Source organism: Nesterenkonia sp. F (assembly GCF_000220985.1).
Classification (GTDB): Bacteria; Actinomycetota; Actinomycetes; order Actinomycetales; family Micrococcaceae; genus Nesterenkonia.
The window spans coordinates 1-20267 of sequence record NZ_AFRW01000013.1 but is presented as its reverse complement, the minus strand read 5'-3'; the positions used below and the strand labels follow the sequence as shown (position 1 = coordinate 20267).

The window sequence follows — 20267 nt, the reverse complement described above, 5'->3', positions numbered from 1 at the left end:
CGTCGGCGCCGGAACTGGCCGCGCCCCCTGACGCGGCCGCGCCCGAGCCGGTCGAGCCGCCCGCAGCCGCCTCGGATGATCCGCTCCCGGACGCGCTCCGCGTGCCGCCCGAGCCGCGCGCGGCTCCGGCCGCCGTCCCGCGCCGTCCGGTGGTCAGTCGCGCCGAGTCGCGGACCTCGTTCACCGCCCGACGAGTCTCCTCGTAGTCCTCGGCCAGCGCCTCGCGGATGATGCGCCGCGGGTCGTACTGACGCGGGTCGTAGCGTTTCCAGTCGACCTCGTCGAAGTCGGTGCCGGTCTCCTCCCGGAAATACTCCTTGGCGTCCTCGGCCTTGCTGCGCGCCTGACGCACCCACCGCGCCAGCGTCTGCGCGTAGACGGGCAGGCGTTCGGGACCGAGGAGCACGACGGCGAGCACACCCAGGATGATGAACTCGTACCCATTGAGACCAGGCATGTGCTCAAATCTACCTGCTGTCGACGTCCGCCGCGGCGGCGACTCAGTCCATCCAGCCGAGCAGCGAGCGGAAGCCGCGCTCGAGCCGCTCCCCGGCACCCGGGGAGGAGGGCATCTGCTGCACGCGCGACCGGTCGGTTGTCATCACCCAGTCGGCCACGGCGGCCACGGCGGACTCGTCGAGATCGGAGGTGATCACGTACTGCACCGAGCCGGCGTCGACGGCCGCCGTCCAGCGATCCTCGACGGCCGAACGGTAGATGGCGCAGTCCTCGCCGGTGGGCAGCGTGAGCGTCTCCCGGTCCACGGCGTCGAGGTCCAGGATGTCGTCGAGCTTCTCGGTCAGCGGACGCAGCGAGGTCGACTCGTCGGCGGGGCGGGTCTCGGCGACGGTGATCGCGTGCGCGCCGTCGGTGTGGTGCACCTGGACGGTGCGCACGCCCTCCGCCTGTGCGGTGACCGCGTCGTCGGCCTGCATCGCCTGACCGAGCCCGTGCAGCTCGGCGACGTTCCAGCCCAGCCGATGCAGCGTGGTGAGCTGGTCCACCGGCAGACTGCTCACCGGCAGCCGATCGACGGCGCCGGGGAGGCTCGCGACGCGACCCTGCGGCCGCTGAGAGTCCTCCAGACCGACCGGCAGGCTGTCCGCGGGCGTCGCCGACGCGACGGAGCCCGATCCCGCCGAGGGCGCCGGGGAGGCTCCCGACAGCCCGACGTCGTCAGTCGTCTGCGTCCTCCCGTCATCCGGAGGGGTCGAGGGGGCGGGCGGGGTGCCGGAGCCCGGCGCCTCGCCGGAGGACTGCGGCGGCTCGGACTGAGTGATGTCGACGGAGCTCGGATCCGGCCAGGACGACGCGCCGTCGGGGATCCCCGGCGTCGTCGCCACGCCGAGCGGATCGTCCGTCGCCGCGGAGTCGCCGCCGTCCTGGCGAGAGGTGGTCAGCGCCTCCACGCTGGAGACCTGACCAGTCGCACGCCCGCCGAGATACCACGCCGCGGCGACCACGGCCGCGCAGGCGGTGAGGGCCAGCAGGCACATCACCCAGGGCCAGCCGAGGCGCGCACGACTCGGCCGGGATCGGCGGTGCTGGGCGGGGGCGGGAGCCTGTGGCATCACTGCCCCATGATGCGAGGGGCAGCTGAGCGCAGGCTGGATATGAGCCGGTGAGTCTCGAAACACCGGCGAGAGTGTGGGAACGTCGCGAGGTCTATAGGATGAGCCGGAGCGGCTTCCGGTGCCGTCGATTCCTCAGGCTCCACAGTCCTCGGCACCGTCGCCGTGGTCTCCCCGCCCTCGCCGCAGGAAGGTGCCATGAAAGCCTTGAACTCCCCGCACACCGCCAAGCACGCCGGCTGGATGTACGCCGAGCAGCATCGCGGTGATGACCCCGTGCTGGAGGCGGCACGGGCGCGCGGGGACGATCTCGGCGTCCGCCCGGTCTCCGAGGGCGTGGCGGCGACGCTGACGGTGCTGGCCGCCTCCTCCAACGCTCGGGCACTGGTCGAGGTGGGCACCGGTGTCGGGGCCTCCGGGGTCTCGCTGCTCCGCGGCGCGGACGCGCGCGCGGTGCTGACCAGCATCGATCCCGATCCCGAGCACCTGCAGGCGGCCCGACAGGCCTTCGCCGACGACGGGGTCCCCGCCTCGCGGACACGACTCATCACCGGCGACGCGGCCACCGTGCTGCAGCGCCTGACCACCTCGGGCTACGACCTGGTGCTGCTCGACGCGGGCACCCTCGACGTGCCCGTCTACGTCTCCGAGGCGCTGCGCATGCTGCACTCCGGCGGCATGCTGATCATCAACGACGCCCTCGACCACGACCGCGTCCCACGACCGGCCGTGCGCGAGGAGAGCACCCGGACGATGCGCGAGGTCGAGCGGATGCTGCGCGACGACGAGCGGCTGATGACGACGATGCTGGGCACCGGCACCGGGCTGCTGGTCGCCGTCGTGCGCTGAGCGGGGACGCGGCCGGCGCTTCGACACGGCGACGGCCGACGAACGGCCCCGGAGGATCCCTTGTGGCGACAGCGCTTGCGCTGGAGCGCTAGGAGGAGGGGCCGTTCGCCGGCCGCTGTCAGATCATTCGCCGACGGCGTCGATCAGGCACTCCTTGAGCGCCTGGGCCTCCTCGTCGTCGATCGCCAGGACCAGACGGCCTCCGCCGTCGATCGGCACTCGCATGATCAGGCTGCGGCCCTCTTGGGCCACCTCCATCGGACCGTCACCAGTACGCGGTTTCATTGCAGCCATCGAGTGCTTCCCTTCTGGTGTTCCTCACTGCGGATCAGGCCGCCCGCCGCGCACGGCGGTCGCCCGATCAGGTCGGATGCCCGCGGCATCCTGTCTCCTAGTATCCCCCATGTCGGAGGCTCATCACCGGGATCAGCGCCGAACGCCCTGGTCCCGGAGCTGGTCGGCCAACGTGTCGAGCAGGGCGTCGACCTGATCCATCCGATAGCCGCGCACTGCGGAGTCGAATCGGACCTCGTCGAGGTCCTCGGCGGTCAGGCCGTCCGCGCGGGCACACCGGACGAGCTCGTCGACGTCGCTCGCTCCCCCGGCCGGAGGGTCCTCCTCGACCGGCTCCGGACCGCTCCAGCGGCCCATGACGAGCAACACGAGGCCGCCGAGCACGAGGAGCGCCAGCAGATACAGCCAGACCATGTGGTCCACCCTATACCCGGCGCGGGCGCGCGGGACCCTGCGCTCCGGGCGCGCCCGGAGCGCGAGACCGGCGCGACGGTGCAGAGCGAGGCCCGTGGAGACGGCTCTGCGGGGCCGACTCAGCGCCGGCTCAGCCGCGGCTCAGCGGCGGCTCAGCGGCGGCCGGCGATGCCGGCTGCCTGGAGCAGCTGCGGCAGCACCTCGCCCGAGGGGCCGCGGATCGCGAAGTCGACGAGGTCGGTCAGCTCGGTCTCCTGCGGGTTGACCTCGATGATCGGCACGCCGCGCTCCAGCCCCAGCAGGGGCAGCGAGGCCGCCGGCTGGACCATGCCGGAGGTTCCCACGACCAGCACCAGGTCGGCGGCGCGGATCGCCGCCGAGGAGGCGTCGAAGTCCGAGGCGGGCAGCATCTCGCCGAACCAGACGATGTCCGGACGCATCAGCCCCTCCTCGCAGTGGGTGCAGAAGGGCGGGTCCACCGGCTCCGGCGGGGCGGTGAAGCCGTCGAACTCGGGCGTCGGCAGCTCGTCGGACTCGCCGCAGTCGGCGCACCGATGAGCGGCGATGCGCCCGTGGAGATGCCCCAGCGCCTCTGCGCCCGCGCGCTCGTGCAGGTCGTCGACGTTCTGCGTGGTGACCGCCAGCCAGCCGCCGTCGACGTCGGCCAGACGCTGCTGCCAGAGGGCCAGGGCCCGGTGCCCGGCGTTCGGCTCCACCGCCGCGATCAGCGCCTGGCGCCAGCGGTACCAGGTCCAGACCAGCGCGGGGTCGTTCTCGAAGGCTTCCACGGTGGCCAGCTCCTCGGCGGAGAACCGCTCCCAGAGCCCGGTCTGGACCTCGCGGAAGGTCGGCACGCCGGACTCCGCGGAGATCCCCGCGCCGGTGAGCACCACGACGCGACGGGCGTCACGGACCAGGGCGACGACCTCGTCGGGCACCTCTTCGCTGACGGAGAGCTCTCGCATGCCCCACACCGTACCGAGTCGACGTCCCCGAGCTGAAGCGCCGCGGCCCCCGCGTCCGGCTGACCAGGCCGTCGCCCGTTCCCCGCGACCGCATCGGACGCCTACGCTGTGGTGAGAACTCGGTCCGCCGAGTCAGGCCGCCAGCGGCCGCGCGTCCACGAGGAGGAACTATGACTCAGCAGCCACCCCACGGTCCCGGACACGACCGGCCGACGGGCCCCGACGACGCCTCGGGCGAGACCCCGGGCGACGTCCCCGGCGGAGGGCCGCAGGACCGGCCGGCCGAGCAGACCCCGCCGCAGGATCCGCCTCCGCCTCATGCCGATGGAACGTCCTCGCCCCCGCCGCAGGATCCGCCTCCGCACGGGACTCCCCCGCAGGGCCCACCCCCGCAGGGCCCGCCTCCGCAGGGCCCACCTCCGCAGGGGCCTCCCGCCGGCGGCCCAGACCCGGCCGGACCGGCTCCGACCGCGGCTCCGCTGAGCGCCGGCGAGGAGCAGGGCTGGAGCATCGGTGCCCACCTGGGCGGCATCATCGCGTGGTTCATCCCCGCGCTGGTGATCTGGCTGGTCTTCCGCGAGCGCAGCCGCATGGTCGCCGATCACGCCAAGGAGGCGCTGAACTTCCAGATCACGGTGACGATCGCCTATGTGGTCGGCTGGGTGCTGACCATCATCCTCATCGGTCCGCTGATCAGTCTCGCCGCCTGGGTCTGCACGATCGTCTTCGGGATCCTGGCCGCCGTCGCGGCCAATAAGCGCCAGCCATATCGGTATCCGGTCTCCATCCGGTTCATCTCCTGAGCACTCGGCCGAGCCGGGGACGGACGCCGGGTCAGGCACCGCCTGGCCCGCGTCCGTCCGCGGTTCGCGCCGCGAGACGGATGGACCGGAGGCCGGCTCAGGACGTGCGGTTGTAGACGAACATCGAGATCGGGCCGAAGATCACCACGAGCACGGCGCAGTAGATCAGCACCGCGGTGATCGAGCCGACGTCGTAGACGCCGTCCATGAACTGGCGGATGCAGCCGACCAGCGTGGAGACCGGGTTGGCCTCGGCGAAGGCCCGCACCGGGCCGGGCATCGACTCGGTGGGCGCGAAGATGTTCGACACGAACGTCAGCGGCATCATGATGAACATCGACACGCCCATCGCGGCCTGCTCGGTGCGCATCAGCAGCGCCACCGTGGTCCACACCCAGGACAGGCAGAAGCTGAACACCAGCAGCATCAGGAAGGCCGCGAGCACTCCCGGGAGTCCGCCGGCCGGTCGGAATCCCATGATGAAGCCGACCACCAGGATGATGACGCCGGCCAGCGTGTAGCGGACCTGGTCGCCCAGCAGCGCGCCGACCAGCTGGGCCGGACGCCAGACCGGCAGCGAGCGGAAGCGGTCGAAGACCCCCTTGGAGATGTCCCGGTTCAGCGTCAGCCCGGTGTACATCGTGATCATCACCAGGGTCTGGGCGAAGATGCCCGGGATCAGCCACTGCACATAGGCATCGACCGCGTCGCCGCCGGCCTCCTGGCCCGAGACCGCCGCTCCGATGGAGCCGCCGAAGACGTAGGTCATCATCACCGTCATCATGATCGGGAAGATGGTCACGTCGAAGAGCTGCTCGGGCACGTGCTTGATCTTCAGCAGCGCCCGCCACCCATAGGTGAGCGAGGCGCTGACGGCGCCGGGGCGCTGCGGGGTGTCCTGGCGACTGACCAGGATATGGCGGATCCGCTCAGTCTCCGGCGGGACTGTGGACGTGCCGTTCGTCGTGGTGCTCATCGGGTCTTCGCCTCCGCCTCGTCGTCGGCCGCGCGGCCGTCCGTGCCGTGGTCGCCGCGGTGGTCGGCGTCGTGCGCCGCTCCGCGATGCTCGCCGCCGTCGGCGACCTCCTGCTCATCGCCCGCGGCATCGCCGTCGGTCTCGGGCTTCTTGCCGGTCAGCGCCATGAAGACCTCGTCCAGACTCGGCTGTCCCACGGAGAAGGTCTCCACCTCCACGCCGGCCTCCTCCAGCGCGGTCAGCGCAGTCGAGGCGCGCGCACCGGCGTCGAGCCGCGCGGTGAGCGCCGTCGGATCGGCCTCGCGGACGACGTCGGCGGACAGCGCGGCCGCCAGGATCTCGGCGGCCCGCTCCCGGTCCTCGGCCTCGACCACGCGGAGATTCAGCGCCCCGGCGCCGACCTGGGCCTTCAGCTGCCCCGGCGTGCCCTCGGCGATGACCCGCCCGTGATCGATGACCGCCAGGCGATCGGCCAGCTGATCCGCCTCCTCCAGATACTGGGTCGTCAGCACCACCGTGGTGCCGGAGTCGACGAGCGTGCGGATGATGTCCCAGACCTGGTTGCGACTGCGCGGGTCGATGCCGGTGGTCGGCTCGTCGAGGAAGATCAGCTCCGGGGTGACCACCAGCGATCCGGCGATGTCCAGTCGGCGGCGCATGCCGCCCGAGTACTTCTTCACCTGCCGGCCGGCGGCGTCGCCCAGGTTGAACGCCTCGAGCAGCTCCTGGCCGCGGCGCCGCGCCGCGCGGGCGGCGAAACCCTGCAGCCGCCCCAGCAGCACCAGATTCTCGAGCCCGGTCAGGTCCTCGTCGAGCGAGGCGAACTGGCCGGTCAGCGCGATCTTGCCGCGCACGGCCGCGGGTTCGGACCGCACGTCGTGGCCCAGCACGTGGGCCTGCCCGCCGTCGAGGCGCAGCAACGTGGCCAACATGCGGATCACCGTGGTCTTGCCCGCCCCGTTGGGGCCGAGCACGCCGTAGATGCCGCCGCGGCGGATCGTCAGGTCGACGCCGTCGACGGCGGTCGTCTCGCCGAAGCGCTTGACCAGACCGCGCGTCTCGACGGCCAGGTCGTCGGAACTCGGTGTCATGGATCGTCCTTCCTCCGGAAGACCGGAGCATCAGGAGTGAACGGGCGCGGATTCTGGAGGAGGCGGCATCCCGCCCCCGCCGCCTCGCTCGACGTCCCCGCAGTCTCCCGTCGAGGATAGCTCGCCCCCGTGTCCCGGGACAGAGCTCGGCAGGTCGTCGCGGACGAATACTGTCCGCAGAAGCCGCGGGACCATCCACACGCCTCCTCAGGAGGCCGCGTCGTCACCGCCCCGTTCCTCGACGCCCTCGCGCGTCAGCAGGAGTCGACGGTCCAGGGCGAGCTGCTCGAGGAAGTCCTCGTCGTGGCTGACCACCAGCAGCGCACCCTGGTGGGCGCGCAGGGCCTGCACGAGATGGCGGACGCCGGCGAAGTCCAGATCATCGGTGGGCTCGTCCAGGATCAGCAGCTGGGGCGCGGGATCGGCGAGCAGCAGCCGGGCCAGCCGAGCACGCCGCTGCTCGCCGCCGGAGAGCGTGCCGACCGGCTGGTGGACCTCCTCCCCGCGGAAGAGGAACAGCGCCAGCTGGTGCCGGATGCGAGCCGGGTCCGCCGTCGGTGCGGCCGCCCGCACCGCCTCCAGGACGCTGCGCCCGGGGTCCGACGGCGTCGGATTCTGCGGCAGCATCTGATGCGGCACCAGGATCTCGCCCGTCCCGCCGACGGGCCGCTCCTCCCCGGCCAGACAACGCAGCAGGGAGGTCTTGCCGACACCGTTCGGGCCGGTCAGCGCCACGCGCTCAGGACCACGGAGCATCAGGTCCAGCGGCACGGCGCCGTGCGCGGAGGCCAGACCCTCCGCCCGGAGCACCTCGCGCCGAGCCGGCACCCGGGTGTCGGGCAGATCGATGCGGATCTCCGCGCCGTCGCGCACCCGCCGCTCGGCCTCGCCGGCGAACTGCCGAGCCTCCTCGAGCCGGTCCCGGTGCACGGCCGTCAGACGCCCGGCCGTCTCCTGAGCGCGGCGCTTCTCCGCGTGGGCGATGATCGGAGCCTGGTTCTCCGCCCGGCCCCGACCCCGTCGATCCCGCCGAGCCTGCTTGGTCTGCTGATCGACGAGCTCGCGCCGCCGCCGGCGCACCTCGGCCCGTGCCGTGGACGCCGCCTGCTCGGCGGCCCGCTGCTCGACGGCCACCGCCTGCTCGTAGTGCTCGAGGTTCCCCCCGTACCAGCCCAGCCGCCCGCCGCGCAGCTCGCCGACGGAGTCGACGCGGGCGAGCAGGCCGCGGTCGTGGCTGACCACCACGAGCACCCCGGGGAACTCGTCGAGGACTGCGACGAGCCGCTGACGCGCACGAGCATCGAGGGTGTTCGTGGGCTCGTCGAGCAGGAGCACGCTCGGTCGCCGCAGCAGCAGTCCGACGAGCGAGGTCAGCACCAGCTCGCCGCCCGACAGCGAGGTCGCCGGCCGGTCGAGGGCGAGGTCGGCCAGCCCGACCCGGTCGAGCATGGCCTCGACCCGTTCGGCGACGTCCCAGTCGTCGCCGACAGCGTCGAAGTCGGCCGGGCGCACCGACCCGCGCTCGATCGCGGCCAACGCGGTCACCGTCTGCTCGACGCCGAGCAGTCCGGCCACGGTGAGCCGCGGATCCGCCGCGGGGTCCTGCGGGAGCAGGCCGGTCTCTCCGGCGACGTGCACGCCGCCGGAGCTCGGGGCGAGCTTCCCGGCGAGGACGGCGAGCAGCGTGGACTTGCCGGCGCCGTTGTCGCCGACGAGTCCGTGGCGCCCGGGGCCGAGGGTGAAGGTCAGGCCGTCCAGGATGGGGACGCCGTCGGGGCGGCGGACGGTGAGATCAGTGACGCCGAGCGTCGTGGGAGATGGCATGGACGCCTCCGAGATGTGCGGAATGGTCGCAGGGATGCGTGGAGACGCTGCACAGTCGGCGGCCGCCGGCGAGCGGCGGAGGGAGATGCCGTGGGATCGCTGCCGGACGTCGTCGGGAAGCCTGATCCGTCGGAGAGCACGGAGTCGCTCGGCGCCGGGGCTCGGTCACAGGACGCGAGCCGCCGCGGCGGCGGACCGTGCAGGTCTCGGACGTCAGAACTTCACCGGTCACCTCATGGTCGACGGCAGGGAATGTCCGAGAATAGCACCGTCGCCGGGCTCCGACCACCCTGAGCCCGACCGACGACCCTCCCCGAACCGTCCCAGCGCACCCGGGAGCGCGGGCTCAGCCCGAGACCCCGTTCCCGCGCAGCTGCTGGTCGAGGAATCGGTGGATCAGCGCCTCGAGCGTGGCCTGCTGGACCGGCGAGGCGGCGCCGCCGTGGCCTCCCTCGGTGTTCTCCCAGTAGCGCACGTCCGCGCCGATCGACTCGAGGGCGGCGGCCATCTTGCGCGCGTGGCCGGGATGGACCCGGTCATCCCGGGTGGAGGTGGTCAGCAGCACCGGCGGGTGCTCGCCGTCCTCGCGCAGCAGGTGGTACGGCGAGAAGGTGCGGATGAAGTCCCAGTCCTCGGTGTCCGGGTCGCCGTACTCGGCGCGCCAGGAGGCCCCGGCCAGCAGATGCGAGTAGCGTTTCATGTCCAGCAGCGGCACCTGGATGACCACCGCCCCGAAGAGCTCCGGGCGGGTGGCGAGCATCATCCCGGTCAGCAGGCCGCCGTTGGAGCCGCCGCGGCAGGCCAGCTGCGGCACGGTGGTCACTCCGGCGTCGACCAGCTCGCGGGCGACGGCGGCGAAGTCCTCATAGGCGCGGTGCCGGTTCTCGCGCAGCGCCGCCCGGTGCCAGTCGGGGCCGTACTCCCCGCCGCCGCGGATGCAGGCGACGGCGAAGACTCCCCCGCGCTCCAGCCAGCCTCGGCCGATCAGCGGCAGATAGCCCGGCGTCCGGGAGACCTGGAAGCCGCCGTAGCCGGAGAGCAGCGTCGGCGCCGGCTTCGGCGTCGTCCCGTCGGCCGGGTCCAGCACCTCGGCCGGACCGATGAGGAAGTACGGGATGCGCGTGCCGTCGTCGCTGACGGCGAAGCGCCGGACGCTGGTCAGTCCGGTCGCGTCGAAGCGCTCCGGCGCCTGCTTCAGCACTTCGAGGGTCTCGGCTCCGCCGTCCGGCAGCGCGGCGAGGTCGCCGAGGTGCAGCGTCGTCGGCCGCAGGTGGTCGGCGGCGGTCAGCCAGACCTCGTCGGAGTCGACGTCGTCGACGGCGGCGACTGACAGCGTGCCGGACACCTCGGCGAACACCCGGGCCGACGTCCAGGCGCCCGATTCGTCCCGCCAGCAGGCCTCGACGCGGTGGACGACGTCCTCCATGAGCGTGAGCACCAGCATCCTCCGCGTGGTGGTCACCGCCTGCAGCGAGGTCGAGGCGTCCGGGGTGAAGAGCACCGTCGGGGCGGCCGCCCCGGCCAGGAAACCGTCGACGTCGGCGACGGCGAGCCCTCCGCCGGGCACGGTCACCCCGCCGGCGGTGAAGCTGGTGCGCGGCATGAACAGCAGCAGGTCCCGGTGCACGCCGACGCGGACGTCGGTGGGGACCTCGATGCGCCGCGGCCCGTCCTCGGTGAGCAGGTGGGTCTCATGGTCGTGGAATCCCAGCGCACGGACGGCGACGTCGCGCTCGAAGCCGGGAGCGTCGATGTGTCCGGCGCCGGCGGTCAGATGGTCGGGCTCGACCGAGATGACCTCCTCGGCGGTGGCCAGCGGCGTGCCGCGTCTCCAGCGCCGCACAGTGCGCGGGTAGCCGGAGGAGGTGACCATCGCCGGATCCGGGGCGTCGTCGGCGGCTTCAGCGAGGTCGGCGACGTCGGCGGCGCCTTCGACCGTCGCGTCCTGCGGCGCCGCCGGCATCCGGTCGACGGTCGCGTAGACGGTGTCGCCGTCGATCCAGCTCAGCGCCCCCTTGCCCTGGGGACGGACGAAGCCGCCGTCGGCCGCCGGGACGAAGCGTCGCTCGAGCAGATCGAACTCGCGGGTGACGTCGGCGTCGGAGCCGCCCGGCGAGAGCGAGACCAGCGCATGCCGCCAGGGGTCGCCGGGGGCCGGCCGCAGCACGTCGGCCCCGTGCCAGACCCAGGTGACCCCCTCGGCCGCGGAGAGTGCGTCGAGGTCCAGCAGGGTCTCCCAGTCGGGCTCCTCGGTCCGATAGGAGGCCAGCGTGGTGCGCCGCCAGATCCCCTGCGGATGCTCGGCGTCGGTCCAGACGTTGTACAGATGGCCGCCGCGGCGGACCACGCCGGGGATGCGGTCGGCGGCGTCGAGGATCTCGCGCAGGTCGTCGCGCAGCGGCTCGAACTCCTCGTCGGCCAGCTCCGCCTCCGCGGCGGCGTTGCGCCGGTGCACCCAGTCCAGCGCCTCGGCGGACTCGATCTCCTCCAGCCAGCGGTGGGGGTCGTGGTCCGGATCGATCAGGCGGGTCTGCGACGTCGAGCTCATGGACCCATCGTATGCGCCGTGCTGTTCACCCATCGCCGCGGGATTCGTCGACGAAGGGTGAACAGCGCGGCGACGTGCACGGCGCTCAGCCGGTGTTCTGCAGGCCGGCGGCCACGCCCTTGAGACTGATCAGCAGCAGATTGCGCGGGTCGTCGAGCTGCTCGTCGTCCAGCTCGTCGGAGCGCAGCGCCCGCAGCGCGCGCAGCTGCAGCAGCGAGAGCGCGTCCACGTAGGGGTTGCGCAGCTCGACCGCCCGGCCGAGGACCCGGTGGGACTCCAGCAGCCGCGACTGATCGGTGATCGTCAGGACCCATTCGGTGGTCAGGTCCAGCTCCTCGAGCACCAGCGACGCGAGGTCCTCGCGGTCGCCGAGGGCGAGGTAGCGCTCGGCGATCCGGCGATCGGTCTTGGCCAGCGACATCTCGATGTTGTCGATCAGCGCGCGGAACAGCGGCCACTCGGCATAGGCGGCGCGCAGCTGCTCGACGTCGCCGACGGCGGCCAGGGCGCTGCCCAGCCCGTACCAGCCGGTCAGGTTGATCCGCGCCTGGGCCCAGGCGAAGTTCCACGGGATCGCGCGCAGGTCCTCCAGCGACTCCACCGACAGTCCGCGCTTGGCCGGACGCGAGCCGATGGCCAGCAGACCGACTTCGTCCTGCGGGGTGACCTGGGCGAACCAGGGGGCGAAGCCGTCGGCGCCGACCAGCCCGTCGAACCGTTCGCGGGAGACGCCGTCCATCGTCGCGGCCATCTCGGAGAACTGCTCGGCGGCGCGGGCGTTGCGCTCCTCGGTCGACGGCGCCGAGGCCATCAGCGTCGCCGCGGCGACCTGCTCGATGTGGCGCAGCGCGATCTCCGGGTTGCCGTAGCGGGCGGAGATGACCTCGCCCTGCTCGGTGACCTTGAACCGCATGTCCACCGAGTGCGGCGGCTGGGCGAGGATGGCCCGGTTGGCCGGTCCGCCGCCGCGGCCCAGCGCGCCGCCGCGGCCGTGGAACTGGGTCAGCGCGATGTCGTGACGCTTCGCCCAGTCGGCGATGCGCTCCTGGGCCTCGTAGAGCGCCAGGGTCGCGGCCACCGGGCCGACGTCCTTGGCGGAGTCGGAGTAGCCGAGCATGACCTCCACGCGGCGGCCGGTCTGCTCCAGGCGGCGCTGCACCGCGGGGTTCTCCAGCATCTCGTCGAGGATGCGCGGGGCGTTCTGCAGGTCCTCGTACGTCTCGAAGAGCGGGATGACGTCGATGACCGGGGCCTGCTCCGGGCCGCCGAGGGCCTTCTCCGCCAGGGTGTAGACGTCGGCGAGGTTCTGCGCGGCCTGCGTGAAGGAGACGATGTAGCGGCGGCAGGCGTCGACGCCGAAGCGCTGCTGCACCGAGGCGATCGCGCGGAAGGTCTCGATGACCTCCTCGCCGGGCACGGCCATGGTCTCCACCGACTCCGGGTCCTCCAGCCAGGCCAGGGTCTGGGAATGCACCTTCGAGTGCTGGCGGACCTCGAGCTCGGCCAGGTGGAAGCCGAAGGTCTCGACCTGCCAGATGAGCTCCTGCAGGTCGCCGAAGGCCGCGCGCTTCGCCCCGCCGGCCTCCAGCGAGCGCTGCACCACACGCAGGTCGTCGATCAGCTCCTGCGGCACCGTGTAGGCCAAGTCGGCGTCGCGCTCCCGGGTGGCGGCCAGCCGTCCGGCGATCGCCAGCAGCACCTGCCGGTGCGGTTCACGCGGCGAGTGCTCGACCGCTCGGGCGGTCAGCTCCTCGGAGAGCTGCTTCTGCCGGCCCCAGAGACCGTCGAGCTCCGCGCTGGGGCTGGTATAGCGGTCGTCGAGGGTCAGCGAGAGGCCGACGGCGCGTGCCCGCTCCTCGAGGTCGGCCAGCACGCGGTCGGCGGCCTGGCCGACGGCCTGCCGGGTGATCGAGGCGGTGACGTTGGGGTTGCCGTCGCGGTCGCCGCCGATCCAGGAGCCCAGCCGGATGAAGGCCGGCGCCTTCGGCGGACGGGTGCCGGCCTCGTCGCCCTGCAGCCAGTCGTCCATGCGGCGGTAGGCCTCGGTGAAGACCCGCGAGAACGAGGAGTCGAAGACCGAGAGCGCAGTGCGCACCTCGTCCAGCGGCGACGGCGCGGAGACGCGCAGCTGGGCGGTGCGCCACATGTTGTCGATCTCCTCCAGCAGCTCGCGGCGGTTCTTCGCCAACGAGGCCGCGCCCATCCGCGGGTCGTCGCGCTCGTCGAGCAGCTCGCCGACGCGGCGGACGGAGGAGGCGATGGCATTGCGGCGGGCCTCGGTCGGGTGGGCGGTGAGCACCGGATGGAAGCGCAGCTCGGCCAGCCGACGCTCGGCCTCCTCCTGCCCCACCTCCTCCTGCAGGTGGGTGAAGGCCGCGGCCACCGATTCGCTGGGCCGCTGCTCCTCCAGCGGGACCTGACCGTCGCGGGAGCGCAGCGTGCGGATGCGGTGCTGCTCCTCGGCGAGGTTGGCCAGCAGGAAGTAGCAGGTGAAGGCTCGCGCGACTTCCTTGGCCCGCTCAGCGGAGAAGGAGCCCACCAGCTCCTCGGCGCGGGCGAGGACGTCGCCGGAATCGTCGTCCAGCGCGGAGATGGTCAGCTCGCGCAGGGCTTCGACGTCGTCGAGCAGGCCCTCGCTGCCGTACTCCTGCAGCACCTGGCCCAGCAGTCCGCCGAGCAGGCCGACGTCCTGGCGCATCGCATCGGGGATCTCATGCGAGGCGGCGGTGCGGGTGTCGTCGGCGGAGCGTCGTGCGGGCGCGGTGGGAGCGTCGTGCTGGGGCATGCGTGTCTCCTCGATCAAGGGTGCGGAGGCGTAGCGCGACCCCATCGTCACGCGCGGACGTGCTCTTCACGGTACCAAGGACCCGGTGTGCGGCGTCGCACAGGTGTCATCCCGGGCCTCGACCGCGGACCGACGCGGAGCGTCCGCAGCGGCGCGCGAGGCGGCGTGCTCACTGATCGCCGCGCAGCGCCCGTCGCCGATGCTCGAGGTCCATCAGCTCGCGGTTGAGCCGCTGGTGCTCCTCGGGAGACTCGTCGGGCCCCATGCGCTGCAGCCGCCCGAGCAGGTCGGCCTTCTGATGGGTGATCTTCAGCTCCACCAGACGATTGAGGATGGACTGGCAGTAGGTCTCGACCTCCTCCTCGGTGCGCGCCGGCAGCTGGGCCACGGCGAGCTCGGCCACCAGCGGCCTCAGCGGCTCGGGCACCTCGTCGGAGACCGCCCGGACCCAGTTGCGCGGGTCGGTGGCCGAGGCGGCCGCCGAGCGCAGTCCGGCGTGGACGGCCGCATGCGCCGGGGCGGTGAAGCGCACGGTGAAGATCTCCTCCCACTGCTCGGCGGTCAGCCGCGTGGGATGCTGCAGGATCACCTCGAGCGCCTGGCGCTCCATCATCACCGCCGGGTCCCGAGTGTCGGGCCGGGGATAGTGCGTCGACGCGGCCGACGGCCCCGCCGGCTCGCCGACCGGCCCGCCGTGGTCCTGCGGACCGGGCTGGTGCTGGACCGGCTCGGCGCCGCCCGCCGAGTCGACGTCGGGCGCCGGGCCGAAGCCGCGCCGATGCGCCTGCACGGCCGGGTCGACCTGCCGCTGCGGGGCGACGCCGCGGCGAGCTGCGGCCTGCACCGCCCGGTTGACGTCGTCCATGTCCATGCCCAGCCATCCGGCCAGCTCGCGGGTGTAGGCCGGCTTCAGCGCCGGGTCCTTGATCCCGGCGACCACCGGGGCCGCGTAGCGCAGCGCGCCGACGCGGCCTTCGACGGTGGAGAGGTCGTAGTCCTTCATCCCGGCGCGGATGGCGAACTCGAACAGCGGACGCCGGGCGCGGATCAGCTCGAAGACGGCCTCGTCGCCGCGGTGCTGCCGGACGTCGCAGGGATCCATGCCCTCCGGACCGACGGCGATGAATGTCTTGGCCAGGAACTGATGGTCCTCCTTGAACGCCTTCAGCGCCGCCGTCTGGCCGGCTTCGTCGCCGTCGAAGGTGAAGATCACCTCTCCCCCGCCGCCGTCGTCGGAGAGCAGCCGGCGCGCGATCTTGATGTGGCCCTCGCCGAAGGCGGTGCCGCAGGTCGCCACCGCAGTGTCGACGCCGGCGACGTGGCAGGCCATCACGTCGGTGTATCCCTCGACGACGATGAGCTCACGCTTCTTGGCGATGTTCCGCTTGGCGTGCTCGATGCCGTAGAGCACCTGGGACTTCTTGTAGATCGCCGTCTCCGGCGAGTTGAGGTACTTCGGCCCCTTGTCGTCCTCGTGCAGGCGCCGGCCGCCGAAGCCGACGGTGTTGGAGGTCATGTCGCGGATCGGCCAGATCAGCCGCCCGCGGAAGCGGTCGTACAGGCCTCGGGACCCCTCGGAGAACAGTCCGGTGGCGGAGAGCTCCTCCTCGGTGAATCCGCGGGAGCGCAGATGCTTGAGCAGGTGGTCCCAGCCCTGCGGGGCGTAGCCCACGGCGAACTGCTCGGCATGCTCGCGGGTGAAGCCGCGGCCGGCCAGGAACTCCCGGGCGATCTGGGCCTGCGGGGAGTGCAGCTGCTCGCGGAAGTACTCGTCGGCGATCTTGTGCGCGTCCAGCAGCCGACGACGACGGCCGACCTCCTCCTTGTCCGGCCCGGTGCCGCCGTCCTCGTAGCGCAGCTCGATGCCGGCCTTCGCGGCCAGCCGCTCCACGGTCTCCTGGAACGAGGTGTGATCCATGTTCATCACGAAGGCGATGACGTCGCCCGACTCCCCGCAGCCGAAGCAGTGATAGGTGCCCACCTGCGGACGGATGTGGAAGCTGGGAGTGCGCTCGTCGTGGAACGGACAGAGCCCCTTCCAGGAGCCGATGCCCGCGCTCTTGAGCGTCACGTACTCCTCGACGACCTCCCGCAGGTCCACGCGTTCGCGCACGGCGTCGATGTCTTCGCGCTTGATGAGTCCGGCCACGCCTCGAGTCTACCGATGAGCACCACCCTGCAGGAGCCTGTGGAGGAGTCCGACGGATCACTCCCGGGGATCGGTTCGGGGAATCCGCCGGCGTCCGTCTCGGTTGTCCCGTGCATGGAGCAGCAGAGCACCCGACCCTCAGCGGCGCCAGACGCCGCACCCGACGTCGAGCGCCCGTCCGCGCCGATCACGGCGCCCGGCCCTGCCCCGATCCCCTCCGGAGTCGAGCTCTCCGCCGAGGACCGCGCCTCGGTGGACCGGATCCGCGCCGACGCCGCCGCACGCGGCGTCGCGATCGAGCTCGTCGCCCGCGGGCCGTCCGGTTCGCTGGAGGAGGCCGCCGCCGCGCTGGGGATCCCGCCCCGCGAGATCGTCAAGACGCTGGTCGCCCGGGCCAAGGTCACCCAGACCGCCGATGAGCACACCTACGTCATCGCCCTGATCCCGGGAGACCGGCAGGTCGACTGGGCCAAGCTGCGCCGACTGGCCGGGATGAAGAAGATGGCGATGACCGCGCCCGCAGAGGCGGTGGAGGCCACCGGGCACCGCCCCGGCACGATCACGCCCTTCGGCGCGGAGTCCGCCGACGGCACGCGCTGGCCCGTCTACGCCGACGCGTCCATCGCCGGCCGCATCGGCATGGGATCCGGGGCGCGGGACCTCAGTCTCTTCGTCGAGGCCCACGAGCTCTTCGCCGCCTTCGACATCGTCACCGCCGACATCACCAAGCCGGCGCCGCAGGACTGATCAGCCGAACAGGCGATTGGCGAAGGGCTCTCCCCTGACCAGCGCGTAGTACCACTCCAAGGCCGCGCCGTCGGTGAGCGAGGCGACCTGGTCGGCGATCGCCCGGGACCGCGCGGCGTCGTCGGCGGCCAGCCGGAAGTCCTCGCGGAACATCGGCTCCAAGTACCGGTCGCCGGAGTCGCGCAGCAGCTCGATCAGCGCCTCGATCACCTCGCGCTGGCGCTGATAGACCGGGCGCTGCTGTTCGGAGGTCATGATGTAGGAGGCCGAGAGCCCCTTCATGGCCGCGATCTCCTCGTGCGTCTCCCGCGGGATCACCAGATCAGCCTCATGGCGTACCAGCGGCCTGTCTCCGTACGCTTCGCGGGTGGCCTCGTAGATGGCTCCGCAGAAGCGCCCGATCAGCTCCGAGGTCATGTTCTTCAGCGCCGCGAGCGAACGCCGCGAGCCGTCGGACTCGCGCACCCAGCGGTCGATGGAGGCCAGTCGGTCGAAGGCCTCCTCGATGCGGTCCTCCTCGGTGTCCGGCAGGTACCACTCGCGGGTGACGCGGATGACCCGCTTGCGCTGCAGCGGCACCTCGAGGAAGCGCAGCTGGAACTGTCCGGAGAAGATGCCGTCCTCGACGTCGTGGACGGAGTAGGCGATGTCGTCGGCGGCATCCATCACCTGGGCCTCCATGGACTGCCGCCGTCCGTCGACGCCGCGGCGGATCCAGGCGAAGACGTCCAGGTCATCCTCATAGGCGCCGAACTTCGCGCTGCGCGTCCCGTCGGGGAGCAGCGGCGCCTCGTGCTGACGCCAGGGGTACTTGATCGCCGCATCCAGCGAGGCGCGGGTGAGGTTCAGCCCCGCCGACCGGCCGTCGTCGTGGAAGCGTTTGGTCTCCAGGCGGGTGAGCAGCCGCAGCGTCTGAGCGTTGCCCTCGAAGCCGCCGTCCGCGCCCATCAGCTCGTCGAGAACCTTCTCGCCGTTGTGGCCGAAGGGCGGATGCCCCAGGTCGTGGGCCAGGCAGGCGGCGTCGACGACGTCGGGGTCGCAGCCGAGCATCCGCCCCAGTTCGCGCCCGACCTGGGCGACCTCCAGCGAATGGGTCAGCCGGGTGCGGGCGAAGTCATCGGCGTCGGGCGAGACCACCTGGGTCTTCGCCCCCAGCCGACGCAGCGCCGAGGAGTGCAGCAGCCGGGCCCGATCCCGCTCGAAGGAGGAGCGATACACCGACTTGCCGTGCTCGGGGAGCCACCGCTCCTCGTCCTCGACGGTGTAGCCGGGGCGCAGGGCGGCATAGCCGGCTTCGGCACGCTCGTGAGGCTGGACATCCATGGACTCCAGCCTAGCGGCCCGCGGCCCGGCCCCGCGCGGAGTCGAGGGGTGACGCCGCCCTCCGCGGCTCGACGTGCTCCGGGAGCGCGGCTCAGCCGCCGGAGGTGTCCACTTCGGCGGCGGCGATCATCTCGCGCTGGTCCTCGTTGAGCTCCTGCGAGGCCAGCCAGTCCTCCGGCAGGTGGACCTTCTTCGGCGAGCCCGCACGACCGCGCGGCCCCTCCGCGTCGGCGCCCGGGTAGCCGATCGAATGGTCCAGCCGGCCGAGCAGCTCCTGCAGCTGGGCCAGCGTCTCCACGGTGACCAGCTGGGTGCGCAGCTGCGAGCCGACCGGATAGCCCTTGAAGTACCAGGAGACGTGCTTGCGGATGTCCTGCATGGCCTTGCGCTCGTCGCCGTCGAAGTACGGGATGAGCATCTGCGCATGCCGCAGCAGGGTCTCGATGACCATCGCCAGGTCCGGGCGGTGCCGCTCGTCGCGCCCTTCGAAGGCCGCCTGCAGGTCGCCGAAGAGCCACGGGCGGCCCTGGCATCCGCGGCCGACGACGACGCCGTCGACGCCGGTGCGGCGGACCATCTCCAACGCGTCCTCGGCCGACCAGATGTCGCCGTTGCCCAGCACCGGCAGATCCGGCAGCGCCTCGCGCAACTCGGCGATGGCGTCCCAGTCGGCGGTGCCCGAGTAGTGCTGCCGGGCGGTGCGCCCGTGCAGCGCGACGGCGGCGACGCCGGCGTCGCGGGCGACCTTCCCGGCTTCGGTGAAGGTCAGGTGGTCCTCGTCGACGCCCTTGCGCATCTTCACCGTCACCGGCACCCCGCCCTTCGAGGCTTCGCGGACGGCGGTGGAGACGATGGACTCGAACAGCCGGATCTTCCAGGGCAGCGCCGATCCTCCACCCTTGCGGGTGACCTTCGGCACCGGGCAGCCGAAGTTCAGGTCGATGTGGTCGGCCCGGTCCTCCTCGACCATCATCCGCACCGCCTGCCCGGTGGTCACCGGGTCGACCGAGTAGAGCTGGACCGAGCGCGGCACTTCGTCGGGCTCATGCTTGATGATCCGGAGCGACTCCGGTCGCCGCTCGACGAGCGCGCGGGCGGTGACCATCTCGTTGACGTAGAGCCCGCCGCCGTGCTCGCGGCACAGGCGACGGAAGGCGGTGTTGGTGATGCCGGCCATCGGGGCCAGCACCACCGGCGTGTCGACGGTGATGGGCCCGATCTGCAGCGGCGGCAGGACGGCGTTCATCAGCGGGTCCCCTCAGTCGTGGTCTCCAGTGCGGTTCTCCGGCGCGGGCGCGTCAGCTCGCCGCGTCGCGGGCATAGATCAGCGCCTCGAAGTCCGACTCGGCGCGACCGGCGGAGAGCAGCTCGTCGGTGACGCGCTTCAGCGGCTCCATCGAGTCGTCGACCTCGACGCTGACCGGGTACCGCGCCGCCAGCAGCGCCAGCAGCGACTGGCAGGCAGTCTCGGCGTCGTCGTCGGCGAGCCCCGGGTTCCAGCCGAGCAGCACGTCGGCGGGATCCTCGGTGCGCTCGGGCGTGTAGCTGATGGCGAAGGCGAGGATGCCGCCGTCGGCGCCGGGACGGCGGTCGCGCAGCGCCACGGCGCCCGAGGCGCCGGTGCCGTCGCCGAGCAGCAGCTTCTGCGCCTTGCCGATGGTCATCTCCGCCCGGTCCCAGTCATGGACGGCGTTGTAGAAGTCGACGACGGCGCTGGTCAGCGCGACCGATCCGGTCGCCAGGTCCTCCAGGTCCAGACCGGTTCCCTCCAGATCCGGCAGGGCCAGCGCGCCGGCGCTGACCACGACCTGGCGGGACCGCTGGATCTTGCTGAAGCCGGAATCCTTGAGGAAGCACTGTGCGGCGGTGCGCCTGCCGCAGCGGGCCTTGAGGCTCTGCATCGAGCAGTTGCCCGCTTCGGCGGCCAG

General features: G+C 72.2%; 16 protein-coding genes and 1 pseudogene. 3 read left to right on the top strand and 14 right to left on the bottom strand.

All coding sequences use genetic code 11. From position 1 onward, the window contains the following. Positions 1-457, bottom strand: a 457-nt coding sequence (locus tag GU5_RS13370) for a twin arginine-targeting protein translocase TatB (RefSeq protein ID WP_010523753.1), incomplete at its 3' end; no start/stop codon positions are given. 43 nt (positions 458-500) lie between these two features. Next, positions 501-1571 carry a hypothetical protein gene (locus GU5_RS0101190; protein ID WP_139084254.1) on the bottom strand — a complete coding sequence of 357 codons (1071 nt, stop codon included), beginning with the start codon at positions 1569-1571 and terminating at the stop codon, positions 501-503. A gap of 198 nt (positions 1572-1769) precedes the next feature. Here GU5_RS0101190 and GU5_RS0101185 point away from each other — a divergent pair, with 198 nt between their 5' ends. Continuing rightward, entirely contained in the window at positions 1770-2420 is a 651-nt protein-coding gene (locus GU5_RS0101185) for a class I SAM-dependent methyltransferase (RefSeq protein WP_010523751.1), read from the top strand. A 123-nt stretch (positions 2421-2543) separates the two neighbouring features. On the opposite strand, the gene GU5_RS16565 is transcribed toward GU5_RS0101185, so the two are convergent. From GU5_RS16565 to GU5_RS0101170, 3 genes are all read right to left on the bottom strand, one after another. After that, a complete protein-coding gene (locus GU5_RS16565) occupies positions 2544-2714 on the bottom strand; it encodes a DUF3117 domain-containing protein (protein ID WP_010523750.1) in 171 nt (56 codons plus the stop codon). A gap of 132 nt (positions 2715-2846) precedes the next feature. Beyond that, a complete protein-coding gene (locus tag GU5_RS13365; RefSeq protein WP_010523749.1) occupies positions 2847-3128 on the bottom strand; it encodes a DivIVA domain-containing protein in 282 nt (93 codons plus the stop codon). A gap of 152 nt (positions 3129-3280) precedes the next feature. Next, the gene (locus tag GU5_RS0101170; protein ID WP_010523748.1) at positions 3281-4093 is read right to left on the bottom strand and encodes an NAD-dependent deacylase; all 813 of its coding nucleotides are present in this window, start codon (positions 4091-4093) and stop codon (positions 3281-3283) included. 170 nt (positions 4094-4263) lie between these two features. On the opposite strand from GU5_RS0101170, the gene GU5_RS16560 reads away from it, so the two are divergent. Next, entirely contained in the window at positions 4264-4896 is a 633-nt protein-coding gene (locus GU5_RS16560) for a DUF4870 domain-containing protein (RefSeq protein ID WP_010523747.1), read from the top strand. 97 nt (positions 4897-4993) lie between these two features. Here the strand turns inward: GU5_RS16560 and GU5_RS0101160 are convergent, their stop codons facing one another. The 6 genes from GU5_RS0101160 to dnaG form a co-directional block, all read right to left on the bottom strand. Further along, positions 4994-5872: an ABC transporter permease gene (locus tag GU5_RS0101160; RefSeq protein ID WP_010523746.1), complete on the bottom strand. Its 879-nt coding sequence runs from the start codon at positions 5870-5872 to the stop codon at positions 4994-4996. After that, positions 5869-6963: a daunorubicin/doxorubicin resistance ABC transporter ATP-binding protein DrrA gene (locus GU5_RS0101155; protein WP_010523745.1), complete on the bottom strand. Its 1095-nt coding sequence runs from the start codon at positions 6961-6963 to the stop codon at positions 5869-5871. Before GU5_RS0101155 ends, GU5_RS0101160 begins: the two co-directional genes overlap by 4 nt. Positions 6964-7170: 207 nt before the next feature. Then, a complete protein-coding gene (locus tag GU5_RS0101150) occupies positions 7171-8787 on the bottom strand; it encodes an ABC-F family ATP-binding cassette domain-containing protein (RefSeq protein ID WP_010523744.1) in 1617 nt (538 codons plus the stop codon). A 346-nt stretch (positions 8788-9133) separates the two neighbouring features. Then, a complete protein-coding gene (locus GU5_RS0101145; RefSeq protein WP_010523743.1) occupies positions 9134-11335 on the bottom strand; it encodes a prolyl oligopeptidase family protein in 2202 nt (733 codons plus the stop codon). Between the two features lie 85 nt (positions 11336-11420). Further along, on the bottom strand, positions 11421-14120 hold the full coding sequence (locus GU5_RS0101140) for a phosphoenolpyruvate carboxylase (RefSeq protein WP_010523742.1): 2700 nt from the start codon (positions 14118-14120) through the stop codon (positions 11421-11423). A gap of 169 nt (positions 14121-14289) precedes the next feature. Beyond that, positions 14290-16269 (bottom strand): DNA primase, encoded by a 1980-nt coding sequence (gene dnaG, locus GU5_RS0101135; RefSeq protein WP_010523741.1) that lies wholly within the window; start codon positions 16267-16269, stop codon positions 14290-14292. 15 nt (positions 16270-16284) lie between these two features. On the opposite strand from dnaG, the gene GU5_RS0101130 reads away from it, so the two are divergent. Then, complete coding sequence (locus tag GU5_RS0101130; RefSeq protein ID WP_010523740.1) at positions 16285-17016, top strand: YbaK/EbsC family protein; 732 nt, start codon at positions 16285-16287, stop codon at positions 17014-17016. Here the strand turns inward: GU5_RS0101130 and GU5_RS13355 are convergent, their stop codons facing one another. The 3 genes and pseudogenes from GU5_RS13355 to GU5_RS17155 form a co-directional block, all read right to left on the bottom strand. Then, a complete protein-coding gene (locus GU5_RS13355) occupies positions 17017-18339 on the bottom strand; it encodes a deoxyguanosinetriphosphate triphosphohydrolase (RefSeq protein WP_010523739.1) in 1323 nt (440 codons plus the stop codon). It abuts the gene before it with no gap. Between the two features lie 91 nt (positions 18340-18430). Next, complete coding sequence (gene dusB / locus GU5_RS0101120; protein ID WP_010523738.1) at positions 18431-19585, bottom strand: tRNA dihydrouridine synthase DusB; 1155 nt, start codon at positions 19583-19585, stop codon at positions 18431-18433. Positions 19586-19637: 52 nt separating this feature from the next. Continuing rightward, a pseudogene (locus GU5_RS17155) lies at positions 19638-20267 on the bottom strand (GNAT family N-acetyltransferase); the annotation flags it as partial.

What these genes read in the sequence shown, in the direction of transcription:
- GU5_RS0101190 (WP_139084254.1), bottom strand. Translation starts at nt 1,571, where the DNA reads ATGCCACAGGCTCCCGCCCCCGCCCAGCACCGCCGATCCCGGCCGAGT.
- GU5_RS0101185 (WP_010523751.1), top strand. Translation starts at nt 1,770, where the DNA reads ATGAAAGCCTTGAACTCCCCGCACACCGCCAAGCACGCCGGCTGGATG.
- GU5_RS16565 (WP_010523750.1), bottom strand. Translation starts at nt 2,714, where the DNA reads ATGGCTGCAATGAAACCGCGTACTGGTGACGGTCCGATGGAGGTGGCC.
- GU5_RS13365 (WP_010523749.1), bottom strand. Translation starts at nt 3,128, where the DNA reads ATGGTCTGGCTGTATCTGCTGGCGCTCCTCGTGCTCGGCGGCCTCGTG.
- GU5_RS0101170 (WP_010523748.1), bottom strand. Translation starts at nt 4,093, where the DNA reads ATGCGAGAGCTCTCCGTCAGCGAAGAGGTGCCCGACGAGGTCGTCGCC.
- GU5_RS16560 (WP_010523747.1), top strand. Translation starts at nt 4,264, where the DNA reads ATGACTCAGCAGCCACCCCACGGTCCCGGACACGACCGGCCGACGGGC.
- GU5_RS0101160 (WP_010523746.1), bottom strand. Translation starts at nt 5,872, where the DNA reads ATGAGCACCACGACGAACGGCACGTCCACAGTCCCGCCGGAGACTGAG.
- GU5_RS0101155 (WP_010523745.1), bottom strand. Translation starts at nt 6,963, where the DNA reads ATGACACCGAGTTCCGACGACCTGGCCGTCGAGACGCGCGGTCTGGTC.
- GU5_RS0101150 (WP_010523744.1), bottom strand. Translation starts at nt 8,787, where the DNA reads ATGCCATCTCCCACGACGCTCGGCGTCACTGATCTCACCGTCCGCCGC.
- GU5_RS0101145 (WP_010523743.1), bottom strand. Translation starts at nt 11,335, where the DNA reads ATGAGCTCGACGTCGCAGACCCGCCTGATCGATCCGGACCACGACCCC.
- GU5_RS0101140 (WP_010523742.1), bottom strand. Translation starts at nt 14,120, where the DNA reads ATGCCCCAGCACGACGCTCCCACCGCGCCCGCACGACGCTCCGCCGAC.
- GU5_RS0101130 (WP_010523740.1), top strand. Translation starts at nt 16,285, where the DNA reads ATGAGCACCACCCTGCAGGAGCCTGTGGAGGAGTCCGACGGATCACTC.
- GU5_RS13355 (WP_010523739.1), bottom strand. Translation starts at nt 18,339, where the DNA reads ATGGATGTCCAGCCTCACGAGCGTGCCGAAGCCGGCTATGCCGCCCTG.
- dusB (WP_010523738.1), bottom strand. Translation starts at nt 19,585, where the DNA reads ATGAACGCCGTCCTGCCGCCGCTGCAGATCGGGCCCATCACCGTCGAC.